This is a genomic window from Nakamurella sp. GG22 (assembly GCF_052976845.2).
The window spans coordinates 1-17,472 of sequence record NZ_JBRIIO020000050.1; the positions used below are offsets into that span (position 1 = coordinate 1).

At 68.5% G+C, this 17,472-nt stretch carries 17 protein-coding genes; 10 read left to right on the forward strand and 7 right to left on the reverse strand.

Annotated features, from left to right (window positions below; genetic code table 11):
* On the reverse strand, positions 1-187 hold a 187-nt coding region (locus ACVBEQ_RS26785; protein WP_447156460.1), incomplete at its 3' end, for a hypothetical protein.
* Between the two features lie 153 nt (positions 188-340).
* On the opposite strand from ACVBEQ_RS26785, the gene ACVBEQ_RS26790 reads away from it, so the two are divergent.
* A complete protein-coding gene (locus ACVBEQ_RS26790; RefSeq protein WP_447156461.1) occupies positions 341-2,317 on the forward strand; it encodes a S9 family peptidase in 1,977 nt (658 codons plus the stop codon).
* On the opposite strand, the gene ACVBEQ_RS26795 is transcribed toward ACVBEQ_RS26790, so the two are convergent.
* On the reverse strand, positions 2,296-3,960 hold the full coding sequence (locus ACVBEQ_RS26795) for a Na+/H+ antiporter (protein WP_447156462.1): 1,665 nt from the start codon (positions 3,958-3,960) through the stop codon (positions 2,296-2,298). The two genes, ACVBEQ_RS26790 and ACVBEQ_RS26795, sit on opposite strands and share 22 nt — an antisense overlap.
* Positions 3,961-4,265: 305 nt before the next feature.
* Here ACVBEQ_RS26795 and ACVBEQ_RS26800 point away from each other — a divergent pair, with 305 nt between their 5' ends.
* Positions 4,266-5,849 carry an MFS transporter gene (locus ACVBEQ_RS26800; RefSeq protein WP_447156463.1) on the forward strand — a complete coding sequence of 528 codons (1,584 nt, stop codon included), beginning with the start codon at positions 4,266-4,268 and terminating at the stop codon, positions 5,847-5,849.
* Between the two features lie 15 nt (positions 5,850-5,864).
* Here the strand turns inward: ACVBEQ_RS26800 and ACVBEQ_RS26805 are convergent, their stop codons facing one another.
* Entirely contained in the window at positions 5,865-7,433 is a 1,569-nt protein-coding gene (locus ACVBEQ_RS26805; RefSeq protein WP_447156464.1) for a DHA2 family efflux MFS transporter permease subunit, read from the reverse strand.
* Positions 7,434-7,601: 168 nt separating this feature from the next.
* On the opposite strand from ACVBEQ_RS26805, the gene ACVBEQ_RS26810 reads away from it, so the two are divergent.
* From ACVBEQ_RS26810 to ACVBEQ_RS26840, 7 genes are all read left to right on the forward strand, one after another.
* Positions 7,602-8,834, forward strand: a complete 1,233-nt coding sequence (locus tag ACVBEQ_RS26810) for a toxic anion resistance protein (RefSeq protein WP_447156465.1) — start codon at positions 7,602-7,604, stop codon at positions 8,832-8,834.
* A gap of 77 nt (positions 8,835-8,911) precedes the next feature.
* Positions 8,912-9,421: a hypothetical protein gene (locus ACVBEQ_RS26815; protein WP_447156466.1), complete on the forward strand. Its 510-nt coding sequence runs from the start codon at positions 8,912-8,914 to the stop codon at positions 9,419-9,421.
* 11 nt (positions 9,422-9,432) lie between these two features.
* Positions 9,433-9,987, forward strand: coding sequence for a TerD family protein (locus tag ACVBEQ_RS26820; protein ID WP_447156467.1), 555 nt, complete (start codon positions 9,433-9,435; stop codon positions 9,985-9,987).
* 31 nt (positions 9,988-10,018) lie between these two features.
* Positions 10,019-11,314, forward strand: a complete 1,296-nt coding sequence (locus ACVBEQ_RS26825; protein ID WP_447156468.1) for a hypothetical protein — start codon at positions 10,019-10,021, stop codon at positions 11,312-11,314.
* Positions 11,315-11,392: 78 nt separating this feature from the next.
* Entirely contained in the window at positions 11,393-11,971 is a 579-nt protein-coding gene (locus tag ACVBEQ_RS26830) for a TerD family protein (protein WP_447156469.1), read from the forward strand.
* A 58-nt stretch (positions 11,972-12,029) separates the two neighbouring features.
* A complete protein-coding gene (locus ACVBEQ_RS26835; protein ID WP_447156470.1) occupies positions 12,030-12,605 on the forward strand; it encodes a TerD family protein in 576 nt (191 codons plus the stop codon).
* 44 nt (positions 12,606-12,649) lie between these two features.
* Positions 12,650-13,231, forward strand: coding sequence for a TerD family protein (locus ACVBEQ_RS26840; RefSeq protein ID WP_447156471.1), 582 nt, complete (start codon positions 12,650-12,652; stop codon positions 13,229-13,231).
* Between the two features lie 410 nt (positions 13,232-13,641).
* Here ACVBEQ_RS26840 and ACVBEQ_RS26845 read toward each other — a convergent pair whose 3' ends face one another.
* Positions 13,642-14,076, reverse strand: a complete 435-nt coding sequence (locus tag ACVBEQ_RS26845; RefSeq protein ID WP_447156472.1) for a hemerythrin domain-containing protein — start codon at positions 14,074-14,076, stop codon at positions 13,642-13,644.
* A 122-nt stretch (positions 14,077-14,198) separates the two neighbouring features.
* Here ACVBEQ_RS26845 and ACVBEQ_RS26850 point away from each other — a divergent pair, with 122 nt between their 5' ends.
* The gene (locus tag ACVBEQ_RS26850) at positions 14,199-14,654 is read left to right on the forward strand and encodes a tellurite resistance TerB family protein (protein WP_447156473.1); all 456 of its coding nucleotides are present in this window, start codon (positions 14,199-14,201) and stop codon (positions 14,652-14,654) included.
* A gap of 100 nt (positions 14,655-14,754) precedes the next feature.
* Here the strand turns inward: ACVBEQ_RS26850 and ACVBEQ_RS26855 are convergent, their stop codons facing one another.
* From ACVBEQ_RS26855 to ACVBEQ_RS26865, 3 genes are all read right to left on the reverse strand, one after another.
* Complete coding sequence (locus ACVBEQ_RS26855; protein ID WP_447156474.1) at positions 14,755-15,510, reverse strand: TerD family protein; 756 nt, start codon at positions 15,508-15,510, stop codon at positions 14,755-14,757.
* Positions 15,510-16,667: a DUF475 domain-containing protein gene (locus tag ACVBEQ_RS26860; protein WP_447156475.1), complete on the reverse strand. Its 1,158-nt coding sequence runs from the start codon at positions 16,665-16,667 to the stop codon at positions 15,510-15,512. The genes ACVBEQ_RS26855 and ACVBEQ_RS26860 overlap by 1 nt, the downstream gene beginning before the upstream one ends.
* Positions 16,668-16,771: 104 nt before the next feature.
* Positions 16,772-17,347 (reverse strand): TerD family protein, encoded by a 576-nt coding sequence (locus ACVBEQ_RS26865; protein ID WP_447156476.1) that lies wholly within the window; start codon positions 17,345-17,347, stop codon positions 16,772-16,774.
* Positions 17,348-17,472 lie beyond the last annotated feature (125 nt).

Consider the following 17,472-nt stretch of genomic DNA (forward strand, 5'->3'; position numbering starts at 1 on the left):
GTTGCACGGGCTCGTCGACACCGGGGCCGCCGGGCGCGGTGATGGTGACGTCACGGGAGGCGATCGGTGTCGGCGCGGGCGCCGGCCAGGCCGCCCAGACCACGGCGGCGACGAGTACGACCACCAGGACGACGGCGGTGATCTTCCGTTCCCTGGTCCGGAACAGGCGCTTCAGCCGGGTCTTCACGCGACGGCACCCGGGCGGCATTCGCCGTATACAGCCTGTTCGTTCATCCCACCAGGGTGCCAGACCCCCGGTGCGGCGGACCTGGGGTCAACCCTGACCGGAACCCTGGGGGGTGCGATCCGCGGTACCGCAGGAAGATGAGAGATTCGCCGCGTGCAACCACACGACCTGAACCTGCTCCGTGTCCCCGGCCGGCCCGCGTTGGGCGCCGACGGCTCCGTCGTCGTTGCGGTGGCCGCGCCCGATCTGGAGGCGAATCTCTACCGCGGCAAGCTCTACCGGTTCGGACCACCGGCCGGGACGGGATCGGCCGGCGAGTCACAGCCAACGGAACTCACTCTCGGACCGCGCGACTCGGACCCGGTGATCAGCCCGGACGGCCGGCTGGTGATCTTCCGGCGTGCGCCGGAAAGCGGTCCCGCCCAGCTGTTCGCGATGCCCCTCGACGGTGGCGAACCCCACATGATCGCCGAGCACCCGCTCGGGGCGGGCCCTGTCGTCTTCTCGCCGGAGGGCGATCGGGTCCTCTACACCGCTCCGGTTCCCGAGCCGGGCCGCTACGGAACGGACGACAAGGTGGACGGCGGTGCAGAGCCGCCGCGCCCGATCGGCAGGCTGTCGTACCGGTTGGACGGCGAGGGTTTCGTGCTCGACAAGCCCGCGCAACTCTTTGTTCTCGACCTCGATGCGGAGACGCCGCCGGTGCAGCTGACCGACGAGCCGTCGGGCGTGCGTGATCCCGCCTTCACCGGCGACGGACGGGTGATGTACGTCCGGCCCACCGGCATCGACGAGCTGACCGACGAGATCGCCGTCGTCGACATTCCGGCGGATCTCGGCCCGGACAGCGACCGGGTGCCTACGACAGGCGATCGGCTCGTCGCGGCGGCCGGCTCGGCGGCGCTGCCGGTCGCGGCGGACGGTGAGGTCTATTTCCTCGGAGTGGAGTTCACCGGCATCGATTCGGTGGGCCGCACCGTCGGGCTGTGGGCCGCGCACCTGACCGGCGGTGTACCACGGCGGCTCACCGACGAGGAGTCCGTGCATGTCGACGGTGTCCCCGGCCGGCCCCAGGTGGTGGGTGACCGCGTCGTCGTGGCGGTGCTCGACCGTGGGGCGGTCGGCCTGCGCTCGGTTCCCGCGAACGGCGACCGGGTGGTGCTGGCCGACCTGCCGGTGGTGATCGGCGGCGCCCGGGTCGTCACGTCGTTCGCCGGCCGCGACAGCACCGTGGCCGCCGTGGTCGCCGCCGGCGACAGTGCCGGCGAGGTGGTGACTATCGGTGTGGACCCGACCGGTTCCGGTACCGGCGAGCGCCTCCGCTCGGACTTCGGCGGTCTGCTGGCGGCGTCCGGAATCCGGCCGGCGATCGAGATCGGTGCGACGGCGCCGGACGGGTACCCGGTGCACGGCTGGCTGGTCGCGCCGGACGGGCCGGGCCCGCATCCCACGCTGCTCGTCGTGCACGGCGGGCCGCACGCGGCGTACGGCCCTGCACTGTTCGACGAGGCCCAGGTCTACGCGGCCGCCGGTTACGCCGTCGTGCTCGGCAATCCGAGCGGTTCCGCCGGTTATGGAGAGCCGCACGGCCGCGCCGTTGTCGGGGCGCTGGGCACCGTCGACGTCGACGACCTGCTCGCATTGCTCGATGCGGCGCTCGCCCGGCCGGACTGCGACGCCGAGCGGGTCGGGGTGATGGGCGGCTCGTACGGCGGCTTCATGACCTCGCTGCTCTGCTCCCGGGCACCCGAACGATTCGTGGCGGCGATCAGCGAACGGGCGGTCAACGCCTGGGATTCCTTCGCGGGGTCCAGCGACATCGGCTACTACTTCGCGGCCGCCTACGTGGGCGCGGACCGGGACAGCCAATGGGCGGCGTCACCGCTGTCGCATGCCGACGAAATCGACGTGCCGCTGCTGATCATCCATTCCGAGCAGGACTGGCGATGCCCGGTCGAGCAGGCGCAGCGACTCTTCGTCGCGCTGAAGTCGCGCGGCGCCGAGGTCGAGATGCTGCTGTTCCCCGGTGAAGGACACGAGCTGTCCCGTTCCGGCCGCCCGCGGCACCGGGAGCAACGCTTCGAGGCGATCCTGGACTGGTGGGGCCGTCACCTGCCGTCCGGTTCCTGAACCCCCTCCGGCTGATCCTGGTCCGGCAGCCGGTCCTGGTTCCGGTGGTCGGCCCGTAGCTCGTCGAGGTGACCGGTGGCGTTGTCCACCCGCTGGTCCAGCAACGCCTCCTCCAGGTCGAGCCCGTACTGCACCTCGCGGAGCACCTCCTCCGACAGCCGGCCGGAATTGCGCATCCTCACGAACACGTCGCGCTCGATCCGGACCATGTCCCGGTTCCAGCGCTCTATCCGCCCGATGCGTTCACCGGCGTCGGCCCCGGACCGGTCCCACCGCTCGGTCATCCGCCGCCAGTCGCGGAACGACACCCAGGCACGCATCCGATCCGCCTCGCCCGGCGGCAGTTCGCCGGTCACGATGGCGCGTTCGACCGCGTCGTTGATGGCCTTGCTCGCCTCGGCGCGGGCCTGGTTCCGTTCCTGCCGGAGGTCCGACTCCGGGTCGCCGGGAAGATGCAGCGCACGGATCACCGTAGGTAGCGAAAGACCTTGCAGCACAAGGGTTCCCAGGATGACCGCGATCGTGCTGGTGAGCAGCAGGGAGCGGTACGGGGTGTCCAGCGGCAGTGTCTGCGCGGCGGCCAGCGAGACCACGCCGCGCATGCCCGCCCACGAGATCGCCGCGAGCGGACGCCACGAACCGAACGCCCCCGGCCGATGGAACAGCCGGCCGACGGCCTCGGTCAGGAAGATCCAGGCCGGCCGGATCAGGATCACCGTCAGCAGCACGGCAGCGGAGATCAGCAGCACCGGCCGGCGGCCGATGTCCGGAGCGGTGACGGTGCTCCACAGCTGTAGCCCGATCAGCGCGAACACCGAGCCTTCGAGGACGTACTGGATCGAACTCCAGGTCGCGCGCAGGGTGAGCCGGACCTCAGGCTGCAGGTCGTACGGCGCCCGGAATCCGAGCACGAGTCCGGCGATGACGACGGCGAGCATCCCTGATGCATCGACGAGCTCGCCGACCTGGTAGGCCAGGAACGGGGTGATCAGCGACAGTGCCGTGGTGGCCAGCGACGAGCGGGTGTACCGCCGGGCCGCGGACAGCAGCACCCCGAGAACACCTCCCACCAGGAGCCCGCCGATCGTCGCCCAGGCGAACTCGACGACAGCGTCACCCCAGGACAGCGAGCCGAGGCTGATCCCGACAACGGCCACCCGCAGCAGCACCAGCGAGGTGGCGTCGTTGAACAGCGACTCGCCCTCGAGGAGGGTGACCACCTTGCGCGGCAGCCCCGCGCGACGGGCCACGGCGACCGCCGCCACCGCGTCCGGTGGGGCGACGATCGCGCCGAGCGCCAAGGCCGCCGCGAACGGCATGTCGGGAACGATCGCGGTCACGACGATCGCCACCGCGAAGGCGGTCACCACCACCATCCCGACCGCCAGTTGGATGATGGGCCGGAGCAACGTCCGGATGGCGACGACCGAGGCGTCGGCGGCCGCGGCGTACAGCAGCGGCGGGATGAGCACGGACAGCACCAGTTCGGGATTGACCTGGTAGTCGGGGACACCGGGGATGAACGACGCCGCGACCCCGGCGATCACCAGCAGGATCGGCGCCGGGATGCGGATCCGACCGGCGATGCCGTTCACCAGGACGACGCCGACGATGAGGTAGACGACCGGTTGCACCTCGGGCATCGCGCTCGTCGACCTCCGCCATCGCTCTGTCGATCTGGGCCGGGTCCCATCGTCGCAGGCCGGACCGTCCGGAACGCCGGTTTTCCGAAAGCGGAATGTCAGGGTTTCCCCTGACGTTGCGATGAGGGAAAAACCTCATTGACCCACTGTCGGTGCGGTCGGTGATACTTCGGGCACGAAACGCGGCGTCAGTGGCGTCGCCGCGTCGATTGCATCGTCGATTGATCTGACGTCTGTTCGACGTCTACCAGTGAAGCCGCGTCCATCCGGAAGCCGGCCACGCCCACGCAGGACCAGGAGTAGTTGTGTCAACACCACCACCCGACGAAGTACGGGCGCCCGAGGAAGTACTCACCTACGGCGCCCATGCCGCCAAGCCCGATCCGGCCGAGATCGAGGCTCTGCGTCACGCCGACGCGAACGACGATCTGTCGCTCGACCCGAAGCGCTGGCTCGCGCTCTGCGTCATCGGCATCTCGCAGCTGATGGTCATCCTCGACGCGACCATCGTGAACATCGCCCTGCCACAGGCACAGGCCGCGCTCGACATCTCCGACGCCAACCGGCAGTGGATGGTGACGGCCTACGCCCTGCCGTTCGGAGCCCTGCTGCTGCTCGGCGGCCGGATCGCCGACTACGTCGGCCGCAAGAAGATCCTGATCATCGCCCTGTCCGGGTTCGCGCTGGCCTCCGCCGTCGGCGGCGCCGCGCAAACAGGCTGGCAATTGTTCATCGCCCGGGCCTTCCAGGGCGCCTTCGCCGCGATGCTCGCCCCGGCGGCGCTGTCGCTGGTCACCGTCACGTTCACCGCGGCCAAGGAACGCGCGAAGGCCTTCGCCGTCTTCGGCGCGATCGCCGGTGGTGGCGCGGCGATCGGTCTGCTGCTCGGTGGCGTGCTCACCGAGTACGCGTCATGGCGCTGGACGCTGTTCGTGAACATCCCGATCGCGATCGTGGCTGTTGCGCTCGCGATCCCGGTGCTGCGTGAATCCAAGGTCCAGGGGTCGACGCACTACGACATTCCGGGTGCCGTGCTGGCCACCACCGGACTGGGGGCGCTCGTGTGGGCGTGCACCCAACCCGCCGACCACGGTTGGGGCTCGATCAACACGCTCGGTTGGTTGGCAGTGTCGGTGGTGCTCCTCATCGGCTTCGTGCTGGTCGAGATGCGCTCGTCGGCACCGTTGCTGCCGCTGCGGATCGTGGAGAACCGGAACCGGGCAGGTGCTTACATCGTCGGCCTGCTGGTCGGTGCCGGGTTGTTCGTGGTCTTCCTGTTCCTGACCTATTACCTACAGGGCGTGCTGCAGTACACGCCCATCCAGGCGGGCTTTGCGTTTCTGCCGTTCAGTGCCGGCGTGATCATCGGTGCGGGCGTCGGTTCCCAGCTCACCATCAGGATCGGCCCGCGCATCGTCGTGCCCGCCGGCCTCGCACTGGCGACCATAGGCATGCTGTGGCTGTCAACCCTCGACATGGAGACGACCTACCTCGGCACCATCCTGCCGGCGATGCTGATCATCGCGATCGGCATGGGCTTCATCTTCATGTCCACGACCAACCTGGCGCTGGTCGGCGTCGATCACAACGACGCCGGCGTGGCCAGTGCGGTCGTCAACACCACGCAGCAAATTGGCGGGTCGATAGGCACGGCGCTGCTGAACACCATCGCGGCCACCGCAACGGCGTCCTTCCTGGTCGCCAACCCGCCGCAGGGTCAGACCCAGGAAGCCGTGGGGTCGGCGGTCGCCGCATCCCAGGTTCACGGGTTCGCTGTCGCGTTCACCTGGTCGGCCGTCATCTTCGGCCTCGCCATCGTGGCCTCGTTGGTCCTGATCAACGCGGGCAAGGACAAGGTCGCCGACATCGCGCCGGTTCCCGGCGTCTGACCCGACTCCTGTACGTCAGGTACCCGTCGACCCGCCCGGGTCGGCGGGTACCTGTGTTTCGGCGGCGGGTGCCGGTGCCTCGACTGCCGGCTTCCTCGCCGGCTGAGGCCCGGTGGACCGGGTTGCCGGGGCCAGCCCACGACTGGGTGCGGCATCCACGTCCCGCACGGTCACCGCCGCCACCAGCGCGCCCGCCACGGCGAACGCGGCACAGCCGACCAGCGCCCACTGGAACGGCGGCAGCGCGGCGTCACCGCCCGCCGCGCCGATCCCGATGGTCGCGATGACGGTCGCCGCGACGGCGACCCCCACGGCGGCGCCGACCTGGCGGGTCGCGTTGTACAGAGCCGTTGCCGCGCCGGTGTTCTCGGCCCCGACAGTGTCGAACGCCGAGGCCTGGGTCGGCATGAAGGTATGTGCCTGACCGATACCCAGCACGACCATCAGCCCCATCAGCACCGCCGCCGGGATGTCCTCGTTCACCACGAACGCTAGGGCGAGCAGCACCAGCGCCACGGTGCTCTGACCGGCGGCGATCAACCGCCGCGGACCCACCCGGCTATACAGCCGGGCGGCGAGTTGGGTGCCGATCATGATGCCGATCGCCTCCGGGAACGTCAGCAGGCCCGCGGTGAGCGGCGGGTATCCGAACGCGGTCTGCAGCATCAGCGGATAGACGAACAGCGCACCGAGGAATCCGGCCGCCGACGCGAAGGTGATCAGGTTCGCCGACCGGAACAGCCGCAGGCGGAACAGCCGCAACCGCAACATCGGTGCGGCGACCCGGCCCTCGACAACCACCAGCAGGCCGAGCAGAACGATCCCGACGACACCGGGGATCCAGATCGACGGCGTCGTCCACCCGCGGGTCGCACCCTCGGACACCGCGAACATCAGCGATGCGAAACCGATCGAGGCGAGGACGAAGCCGGGCCAGTCGAGCCTGCTCGTGGTCTTGCGGGCCATCGTCGGCACTGCGAGCAACGTGAACACCACCGCGACGATGCCGATCGGCACGTTGATCCCGAAGATCCAGCGCCAGCTGGCCTTCTGCACCAGCAGTCCGCCGAGCACCGGTCCGATGGCGGGCGCGAGGGCGATCGGCACGTTGATGATGCGACTGAGCCGCACCCGCTCGTCCGGCGGGAAACTCCGGTACAGCATCGACATGCCTACCGGCGTCATGAGACCGCCGCCGATGCCCTGCACGATCCGGAAGACCACCAGCTGTTGCACTGAAGCCGCGAGTCCACAGGCGGCCGACGCCGCCGTGAAGAGGACGACTGAGACGAGGAAGACCTCGCGGGCGCCGTACCGGTCACCGAGCCAGCCGGCGACCGGGATGGCGACGGCAACGGCGACCAGGAATCCGATGTTGACGGTCGCCGTCAGCTCCACCGGCACGCCGAGATCGGCCGCGATGGTCGGCAGAGCGACGTTGACGACGGTGGCATCGATGATGTTGATGAACATCGCCGCGACGAAAACCGTTGCGACAGCGCTCTTCGGGTCGATCCGCGCCATCACCTTCGAGCCCGGTCGGTGATCGCTCGTCGACGTTTCGTTCGCATTGCTGTACTCCATCATGTTCCGGGGCCCGGCAGGACCGGTTCGCCGGTCCCACCGACGGGTGTTCCCGCAACGGTGGGTAGGCAGTCATCGGGTCGGCCATCAGCGCGCAACCTACGATGGGTGGTGCTCCGCCCCGGTGACGCGGCGGGGACCTGCCGTCCATGTGAAGGAGTACCCCTGATGACCGACCTCGATCTCGGCTCCGGCGGTGCCGCCACCGGAGGGCCCGCACCGGCCGCGTCCAGCGGCGCGCTCGTGCTGACCCCGCCGGCGCCGGTTCAGGTCGTCGCCCCGGAGCAGGCAGCCGGCGCCGTTGCGGTGCCCGACACGCGCAAGACCGAGCTGCAGACGCGTGCCGCCTCGTTCGCGATGGAGCTGGCCGCACTGGATGTCCGCTCGCCGGAGTTCGCCCGGAAGGTCGAATCGATCACCGCGCTCGGCGAGCGGGAGATGCGTGAGTCGGCAAATGTCTCGAACCGGATGCTGGAGCGGCCCGCGGCCGCGGTCAGTGCCGCCCGCGGTGGCGGTGGCCACGACGCGCAGACCCGGGTGGCGAAGACGCTGTCCGAGCTGCGGACGCAGATCACCGATCTGGACCCGAACCGCGCCGACCTGACCGGCATCAAGAAGGTCCTCAAGTGGATCCCGGGCGGGAACAAGATCGACAACTATTTCGCCAAGTACCAGTCCGCGCAGAGCCAGCTCGACGCCATCGTCCGTTCCCTGGCCTCCGGGAAGGACGAGCTGGGCAAGGACAACGCCAGCATCGAGGTCGAGAAGGCCAACATGTGGGCGCTGATGGGCAAGCTCGGTGAGTACAACGAGCTGGCCGGTGCGCTGGACGAGGCGGTCGCCGACCAGGTGGGCATCCTGGAGGCCTCCGGGCGTACCGAGGAGGCGAACACCCTGCGATCGGACGCGCTGTTCCCGATCCGGCAGCGGCGGCAGGACATCATGACGCAGATGGCCGTCGCGGTGCAGGGCTACATGGCGCTGGACCTGGTGCGCAAGAACAACCTCGAGCTGATGCGAGGTGTGGACCGCGCGCAGACCACCACCATCGCCGCGCTGCGCACCGCGGTGATCGTGTCGCAGGCGCTCGCCCGCCAGAAGCTGGTCCTCGACCAGATCACCGGACTCAACGCGGCCACCGGCGACCTGATCCAGCGGACCTCGGAGCAGCTCAAGATCCAGGGCGCGCAGATCAACGAGCAGGCGGCCAGCTCGACGGTGTCGGTCGAGAAGCTGCAGGCCGCGTTCGACAACGTGTTCCAGACGATGGACGCCGTCGACAACTTCCGGGCGCAGGCGGTCGACAGCATGGCGCAGACCGTGGACGCGCTGCAGAGCCAGATCACCCGGGCGCAGCCGTATCTCGAGCGGGTCCGGCGGGGCGAGCTGCCGTCCGGCTGATACCTGGACAAGAAACGGTGGACGGTGCCGCACGGTGTGCGGCAGGTCGGGGAACTGGCGGGGAGGAGGTTGTCAGCGTGGTCATGAACTGGTTGTTCGGGCGACCGCAGGAGGACCAGGGGCAGCGGTCGACTCCCGGGTCCACCCAACCCGCCGCGGAACCGGACAGCCCGGCGGAGCTCGCCGCAGAGCTGTTCCGGCTCAACAGGTTCATCAATTCCTCGGCCGGTCGGTTGCCGGCGCCGGCTGTGGTGGCCGCCCGCCGGATCACCGACACCGTCGGCGCTGTGCTGCACAGCACGCGTGACCGGGACCTGGACATCCACGCCAGGGTGTCGCTCAACGGGATCCTTCGGGACTACCTGCCGACCACCCTGCGGACCTACCTCGCGCTCGATCCCGCAGCGGTGGACCAACCCGCGCGGGATGGAAGGACGCCGACAACGGCGCTGGAGGAGCAACTCGATTTCCTGCTCGACTCGGCGTCCGACGTGCTGACCGCCGTCCGGGACGACGACGCCAACGCCCTGGCCGCGCAGGGCAGTTTCCTTCGAACCAAGTTCGGCCGTTCGGAGCTGGACTTCTGATGGCGCCGCCGATGAAGCGAGGTGCCAATGTCGCCCTGACCCAGGAGATCCCGAGGCTGACCGGCGTCGTGCTCGGGGTGCGCTGGAACGCGGGAGCGGAGCAGGCACTGTCCGACAACCTGGTCGCCGCAACCATTCTGTGCGACCAGGACAGCCGCGCGCCGTCCGACGAGTACTTCGTCTTCTTCAACCAGCTGACCTCCCCGGAACTGTCCGTCAGTCAACTGGCGGAAGCGCTGGGTGATGACCGCGAGCAGATCGAGGTCGACCTCGGGGACGTCCCGCCGGACATCCACCGGATCGTGGTCGCGTTGTACGTCAACGACGGGCCGGGCGCCCGGCGCACTCTCGGGCAGTTGCGGGAGTGCTCGATCCGGGTGCTGGACCTGTCGAACGGGCAGGAACTGGTGCGTTCGGAGAACCTGGCGCCGGCACTGCGGTCGGAGACGGCGATCCTGCTCGGCGAGTTGTACCGGCACCCGAGCGGGTGGAAGTTCAAGGTGATCGGCCAGGGCTACGACGACGGGATCAAGGGCATCGCAGCCGATTTCGGGGTGCCACTGTGATGCCCGCGGATCGTGGGCGGCCGGGATCGCCGTGACCATCGATGCCAGCGCGCCGGAGCGTGCTCCGCGCCGCGCCGACCTGACCTTCCTCCGGCACCGGGCGAAGCCGGTCCGGACCGTCAACCCGGCGATCGCCGAGTTCGTCGCCGGTCGCGCCAGCGCCCACGCCCGGCGCCCCTCGGTGCCGCAAGCGAACCCGAAACCCGCTGCACCGGGCCGCATCTCGACTGTGCGGCAGCTACCGTCGACCGGGACCGACTCGCTGCTGGATCTGTCCTCGCCGGCCCCGGCGTCGTCACCACCATCTCGGCCCGCACCACCGCCTCGGCCCACACCGGCGGCCCGCCCGGCAGCGGCGGCCGCGCCGTCCGCTCCGTCCGGCGGGTCGGATCTGCTGGACCTCTCGGCACCCGCGCCCGCGTCCCCCGCCCGGCCGGCGCCCGCATCCCCGCCCGCTCCGTCCGGCGGGTCGGATCTGCTGGACCTGTCGGCTCCGGTTCCCGCCGCTCCCGGCCGGCCACCCAGCCCGCCGACGGTTGCTGGTCCGCCGGCGGCTCCGGCCGGGGCCAGCACATCGCTCGATCTCGGCGCCGTCCCGCTGTCCCGCCCGCCGGCGGCGTCGCAGCCGTCAGCCCGGGACACATCCCTGGACCTCTCGGGTGGGTCGTCGCCGGTTGCGCCGCCCGTCCGTTCGGCGCCGCCTGCGGCCCCCGCCCGGTACCACCCACCGGCGCAGGTCTCGGCACGCCGGGCGGAGCCCAGAACAGCACCGGGTGTCCCGACCATCCTGCAGGCGCAGAACCCGACCGTCACGCTGACCAGGGTGCAGTCAGGCGTCGGCACCCTGACCTTCGAGGCGGCTGTTGCGGACAGTGTCGGCGACCTTCGCCTCGGCGCCGCCTACCAATTGACCTCGGGGCGGTCCTCGACCATCCAGCACCACGCGGGGCGCCGATTCGCACCGCCCGGCGAGACCCGCAGGCCGATCCTGCTGGCGGCGCGTCAGCAGTTCGAGCGGTTGTCACTGGATCTGCGGCAGGTCGACGAACTGGAGCGGATGGTCGTCTACGCCTTCTCCGGCAACGGCAGCCAGTTGCGCTGGGGCGGAACACTTCTGGTCAACACGTTCGGCGGTGACCGGATCGAGATGCCGATCGAGATGCCGCCGGCCACCGCGGTGGCGGTGCTCGCGTCGGTCTACAACGTCAGGGGTGAACTCGTGCTGCGATCGGAGATGGACCTCGTCGGCACGACGATCATGCAGGCATGCCGGGGGTACGGCTTCGAGCGGATCAGCTGGCTCGACGACGTCACGCCGATCGATTGATCCGGCGGAGGTGAACCGGGCGAGAATGCAGTCCGGTGAATGCAGGATCATGAATACAGCGAGAAAGGATGGAACGCCATGGGTGTCAGCCTGAGCAAGGGCGGCAACGTCAGCCTCACCAAAGCGGCCCCGAACCTCAGCGCGATCGGTGTCGGTCTCGGTTGGGACGTTCGGTCGACGTCGGGCAAGGATTTCGACCTCGACGCCAGCGCGCTCGCGCTGGCGGACAATCACAAGGTGCTCGGAGACGACTACTTCGTCTTCTTCAACAATCTGAAGTCGCCGGATGGGTCGATCGAGCATCAGGGCGACAACCTGACCGGTGAGGGGGAGGGTGACGACGAGGTCATCAACGTCGACCTGAGACAGGTTCCGCCGCAGGTTGTCTCGATCGTCTTTGCGGTGTCGATCTACGACGCCGACGGTCGCCAGCAGTCGTTCGGGCAGGTACGGAACGCCTTCATCCGGGTTTTCGACCTGACCAATGACGTCGAACTCGCGCGTTACGACCTGACCGAGGACGCGTCCGTGGAAACCGCCATGGTGTTCGGCGAGGTTTACCGGTACGGCCAGGAATGGAAGTTCCGGGCCATCGGTCAGGGATACGCGAGCGGACTCGCGGGAATTGCCACCGACTTCGGGGTCAACGTCGGCTGACAGTAGGGTATTCAGCAGTTCCGTTCACATCTGAGAATGCGCACCGAAGGAGTTGCGGATGAGTATCAGTCTGGTCAAGGGCGGCAACCTGTCGCTGACCAAGGCCGCTCCGAATCTGGGGGCCATCACGGTCGGCCTGGGCTGGGACGCCAGAACCACCACAGGGGTGAAGTTCGACCTCGACGCCAGTGCGCTCGGCGTCGGCGAGGACGGCAAGGTGCTGTCGGATCACTACTTCATCTTCTTCAACCAGAAGCAGTCCCCCGAGGGTGCGATCGAACACAAGGGCGACAACCGGGACGGTGCCGGAGCCGGCGACGACGAGGTCATCGCCGTCGACCTGAACACGCTCCCGGCCGCGCTGTCCAAGGTGGTGTTCCTCGCGTCCGTGTACGACGCCGAGACCAACGGCGTCTCCTTCGGCCAGGTACGGAATGCGTTCATCCGGGTGGTGAATACCGCCGACCAGACGGAGATGGCCCGATACGACCTGACCGAGGACGCATCGACGGAAACAGCCATGGTTTTCGGGGAGCTCTACCGGCACGGCGCTGAATGGAAATTCCGCGCAATCGGTCAGGGCTATTCGAGCGGGCTCGCCGGCATCGCGACGGATTACGGCGTCAGTCTCTGAATCAGCAGGACATCAATGATCGGCAACCGAATGGAAGGACATCAGTGGGCGTCAACCTGAGTAAGGGACAGACCGTCAGCCTCGTCAAGCAGGACGGAGGCAGCCTGAGCCAGGTCAGGATGGGGCTGGGCTGGGACACGATCAAGAAGAAGGGTCTGTTCGGCGGCATGAAGGAGGTGTCCGTCGACCTCGACGCATCGGCGATCCTGTTGACCGGGGACAACCAGGTGCAGGAGATCGTGTATTACGGCAATCTGCGCTCCCGCGACGGTTCCCTGATGCACACCGGCGACAACCTGACGGGCAAGGGCGACGGCGACGACGAGTCGATCATGGTCGACCTGCCGCGGGTTCCGCCGACGGTTGCGCACATCGTCTTCGTGGTCAACTCCTTCAGCGGGCAGAACTTCTCGCAGATCGAGAACGCGACCGCGCGGGTCGTCGATTCCGCCGACCGCGACCGCGAGTTGGCGCGGTATGCACTCAGTGGCTCCGGCACGCACACGGCGATCGTCATGGCGCGGCTGTCCAGGGCAGGTGCCGGCTGGGCCTTCACCGCCGTCGGGACCCCCGGCAATGCCCGCACCGCCGATCAGTTGGTTCCGCTTGCGCTGCAGTCCCTCTGATCATTCGCGAGGGTAGTGAGAGGTAGATCCCGCAGGGGCGACCACGGTGATCGGGTCGCCCCTGCGGTGCCGCCCGGAAGTGCTCGACAGGTCCGCGGAACTCCGGGCCGCACCGGTCCGGGTCTGAGAACCGTTCCCGCGGAGACGTTTCTGGCGCCGAAACACCGGCATATGGAGCCTCAGAAACGTTCCCGCGGGAACGGTTTTGGCGCCAGAATAGCGGCGTGTCCCGCGGACACGCCGGCACATGCCGCACCATCGCGCGGGCCGAGGCCGTTGCCCGGCACATGCCCTGGCCACCGGGAGTTGGGGCGACATATCGCGCGGTCTCGGCCCCGGAGCGCTCCACAAGTCCGCCCAACTCCCAGCCGGCCGTCGATGCCGCGCCGCAGGTCACCAGGGCTGGACGGTCAGCCCGCCGCCCCGACGATCCGCCGCTCCTCCCAGCGGAAGTGCGACTCGAGAACTGCCGCCAGGCCTTCGATCTCATCCCGCGCGCGGGGCAGGTTGTCCCGGTCGAGGTGCTGCACGAGTTCCTGCACGCGCCGCAGGATCCCGGCGATCAACACATGATCGTGGGCGAGCTCGTCGAGGACGCCGGCGAGTTCGGGGAGCTCGGCCGCAAGCTCCGGGAAGATCGACTTGTCCTCGTCGGTGTGATGGACGGTGACCGCCGAGCAGAACGCCAGGCAATGGGCAGGCAGGCCGCGGATCGGTAGTGCTTCGGAGTCGGCGGCTGCGGCCACGCTGTCCCGGAGGGCAACGAGGTCAAGGCGCAGCGATCTGTGGATGCTGATGAGTTCGTCGCCGATGGCGGCGACGCGGTCCGCGGTGTGCCGATTCATGGAGCGGTCAGGATAGGCCGCCGCGCCGGCCCCGATCAAGGAACCTGTTGCGGCGCAGCGACGTTGTTCCTGGGGGAGCCATCCCACCGAGCACGATCCGACTTGTCCGAGGAGAGAAGTGCATGGCGTTCTGGGATTCACTCAAGGCCAAGACTCGCGAGATGAACAGCCAGCTGACCACCAAGGCCGGCCAGTTCAAGAACAAGGAGTTCGCCAACGGCAGCATGGCGATGTGCGCGCTGATCGCGGCCGCCGACGGTTCGATCGATGCCGCTGAACAGGCGAGAACGGCATCGCTCATCAGGAGCAACTCCGTGCTGTCGGTGTTCCCGCCGGACGAGCTGCAGCAGAAGTTCGACTGGTACTGCAGCAAGCTGGCCGGTGACTTCGATTTCGGAAAGGTCGAGGCCATCGCCACCATCGGCAAACTGCGCAGCAAACCCGATCAGGCCAGGGCCGTCATCCAGATCGGCATCATCATCGGCGGTGCCGATGGCAATTTCGATGCGAAGGAGCAGGCTGCGGTCCGCGACGCGTGCAACGCGGTGGGGATCCCGGCCGCGGAGTTCGACCTCTGACACCAGCACTGACAACAACTCAGACAGCGCAGTCCCCGTAAACACGATGACGGGCGGCACCGATCCGGTGCCGCCCGTCGTCGCGTGGAAGACAGGTTGCCTACTTGCGGCCGCGGGACCAGTTCATGCCCCAGCCGTACGCCTTGTCCAGCGCCTGCTGGCCGCCCTCGATGTAGCGGACCTCGCGCTGGAAGGTCAGGTCTCCGCCGGACTCCACCAACTGCGCCACCGCGCACATCCTGGAACCGACGCCCTCGTCGTCGAGCCGGACCTCGATCGGCTGGCCGTTCGCCGGCGTCAGCGTGATGACCCCGTCGACGGCGGCCCAGTTGGGTGCGCCCTCGTAGATCATCGCGAAGATCAGCACCCGCTTGAACCGGCCGGGCTGGCCAAGGTTGATCGACATGTTCTCGCCGCCCGCGACGGTGCCGGTCCGGTCGTCGCCGTCCAGTGCGATCCACGGAGCGGAGTCGAGCGATCCGAACGCATTGCCCAGCGCCTGGATGACGCCCTTTCGGCCGTCGGCGAGCTCGTAGAGGCAGCCGAGGTCGAGATCGATGCCCTTGGAGACGGTGACCGCCGCAGCGGCCTTCATGCGGGAGAACAGCCCGCCGGACGCTGGGGGCGGTGTTGCGGGAGTGTTGGCCGCGGACCAGTTCAGGTTGACCCTGGCGATGCCGCCGACCGCGCCGGACTTGGTCAGCGACACCTTTGGCGCGCCCTTGGTCAGCGTCACCTTCGTTCCCGACCGGGATGGCGCAGCCGAGGCGGGCGCTGCGGAAGGTGGTGCAGGCGGTGGTGTCGCAGCGGGCGGAGTGGCCGGCTTGGCCGGCCGTTTGGTGTAGTCGATACCCATCAGGCATGCACCTTACTGACCTCTTCGCCGCGTGCGGCGATGGCTCGATTGCGTCGGATGCTGGTGAGGAAGGCGGCGCCGATGAAGGCCACGCCGAGGAGCCCGGTGATGAATTCGCTGATGTGCACACCGATGGACACCATCAGGATCACCGCGAGGGCACCGATCGCCCAGTGCGCGCCGTGCTCCAGGTACACGTACTCGGCCAGCGTCCCCTTGCGGACGAGGTACACGGTCAGCGACCGGACGAACATGGCGCCGATCAGGCCGAGGCCCAGCGCGATGATGATCGGGTCCGAGGTGATGGCGAACGCGCCGATGACGCCGTCGAAGGAGAACGACGCGTCCAGCACCTCCAAGTAGAGGAACAGGAAGAAGCCGGCCTTGCCGGTCGCCCTGGCCAGCTGCGTCACACCGCTCTTCTCCGCTGTCGCCGTCCCGGTGGCGACCGACGCCGACCCCACGTCGGGGTGCTCGAAGTCGATGGGCCCGTCCTCGTCGCCGGTGTTCTCGAAGAGCGTCCCGAGCCCGTTCACCGCGAGGTAGGTGACGAGACCGCAGAGCCCCGAGAACAGCACGGTCTCGGCGTCCTCGGCCAGCGTCTCGGACACGATCAGCAGGATGATGCAGGACACCAGCACGGCCATGGCGTCGAGCCGGCCGGCCTTGGCCAGCGGCTTCTCGAGCCAGCTCAGCCAGGTGTGCTCACGCTCCTCGAACAGCCAGCTGAGGAAGAGCATCAGCAAGAACATGCCGCCGAACGCCGCGATGATGGGATGCGCCTCGGTCAGCAGCGTCTCGTAGCTCGGCGAGCCGTCCGGGAAGTACGCCGCGTCGTCCGGCGGCGGGTTCATCGCCAGGTTGAACGCCTCGAGCGGCGGCAGCCCGGCGGCCAGCCAGACGATGACCAGCGGCAGCAGCAGCCGCATGCCGAAGACGGCGATGACGATGCCGATGGTCAGGAAGATCTTCTGCCAGAAGTCGCTCATCCTTTCCAGCACCGTCGCGTTGATGACGGCGTTGTCGAAGGAGAGCGAGACCTCGAGGACGCCGAGGATGGCGCAGAGCAGGACGGCCGACCAGCTGCCGTAGAGGAACGCGATCACCAGCGACGCGGCGGTGACGATGTAGGACCACATGAAGATCTTCAGGTGCATAGCGGCCCTTCCCGAGGAGGCGGCGCGGCCCACCGGTGGCTGCCCTTCGTTGGCAGCGCCGGTGGGCCGTCAGACGTGTGGTGCGGAGACGTCGGTCGAGCGGGTCAGAGGTTGACGCCGAAGTCGCGGGCAATGCCCGCAAGGCCGGAAGCGTATCCCTGGCCGATGGCACGGAACTTCCACTCCGCGCCGTTGCGGTACAGCTCTCCGAACACCATGGCGGTCTCGGTGGAGGCATCTTCGGACAGGTCGTAGCGCGCCAGTTCGGTGCCCGAGGACTGGTCCACGACGCGGATGAAGGCGTTGCGGACCTGGCCGAAGGACTGGCCCCGCGAATCACCCTCGTAGATCGAGACCGGGAAGACGATGGAGCCGATGGTGGCCGGGACGGTGCTCAGGTCGACGTTGATGACCTCGTCGTCGCCCTCGCCCTCGCCGGTCAGGTTGTCGCCCTGATGAACGATGGATCCGTCGGGCGAGCTGGTGTTGTTGAAGAAGACGAAGTACTCGTCGCCGACGATTTTCTTGTTCTCGCCCAGCCCCAGTGCGCTGGCGTCGAGGTCGAAGTCGGTGCCGGTGGTCGACCGGACGTCCCAACCCAACCCGACCGCGACGGCTTTGAGGCCCGGAGCGGCCTTGGTGAGCGACACATTGCCGCCCTTGGAGAGACTCACGCCCATAGCAATTTCCCTTTCGTGTCGACCGGTCGCATCGTTGGCCGGTCGCATTCGTGTCCGGTCGCGTCAGCCGGCCGGTCGAGGTCGACCGGGCCGGTGGTGACAATTGCGGCCACCGACCGGCTGGA

Coding starts and splice junctions, on each gene's coding strand:
- ACVBEQ_RS26795 (WP_447156462.1), bottom strand. CDS start 3,960: ATGCCCGAGGTGCAACCGGTCGTCTACCTCATCGTCGGCGTCGTCCTG.
- ACVBEQ_RS26805 (WP_447156464.1), bottom strand. CDS start 7,433: ATGGAGTACAGCAATGCGAACGAAACGTCGACGAGCGATCACCGACCG.
- ACVBEQ_RS26810 (WP_447156465.1), top strand. CDS start 7,602: ATGACCGACCTCGATCTCGGCTCCGGCGGTGCCGCCACCGGAGGGCCC.
- ACVBEQ_RS26820 (WP_447156467.1), top strand. CDS start 9,433: ATGAAGCGAGGTGCCAATGTCGCCCTGACCCAGGAGATCCCGAGGCTG.
- ACVBEQ_RS26830 (WP_447156469.1), top strand. CDS start 11,393: ATGGGTGTCAGCCTGAGCAAGGGCGGCAACGTCAGCCTCACCAAAGCG.
- ACVBEQ_RS26835 (WP_447156470.1), top strand. CDS start 12,030: ATGAGTATCAGTCTGGTCAAGGGCGGCAACCTGTCGCTGACCAAGGCC.
- ACVBEQ_RS26845 (WP_447156472.1), bottom strand. CDS start 14,076: ATGAATCGGCACACCGCGGACCGCGTCGCCGCCATCGGCGACGAACTC.
- ACVBEQ_RS26850 (WP_447156473.1), top strand. CDS start 14,199: ATGGCGTTCTGGGATTCACTCAAGGCCAAGACTCGCGAGATGAACAGC.
- ACVBEQ_RS26855 (WP_447156474.1), bottom strand. CDS start 15,510: ATGGGTATCGACTACACCAAACGGCCGGCCAAGCCGGCCACTCCGCCC.
- ACVBEQ_RS26860 (WP_447156475.1), bottom strand. CDS start 16,667: ATGCACCTGAAGATCTTCATGTGGTCCTACATCGTCACCGCCGCGTCG.
- ACVBEQ_RS26865 (WP_447156476.1), bottom strand. CDS start 17,347: ATGGGCGTGAGTCTCTCCAAGGGCGGCAATGTGTCGCTCACCAAGGCC.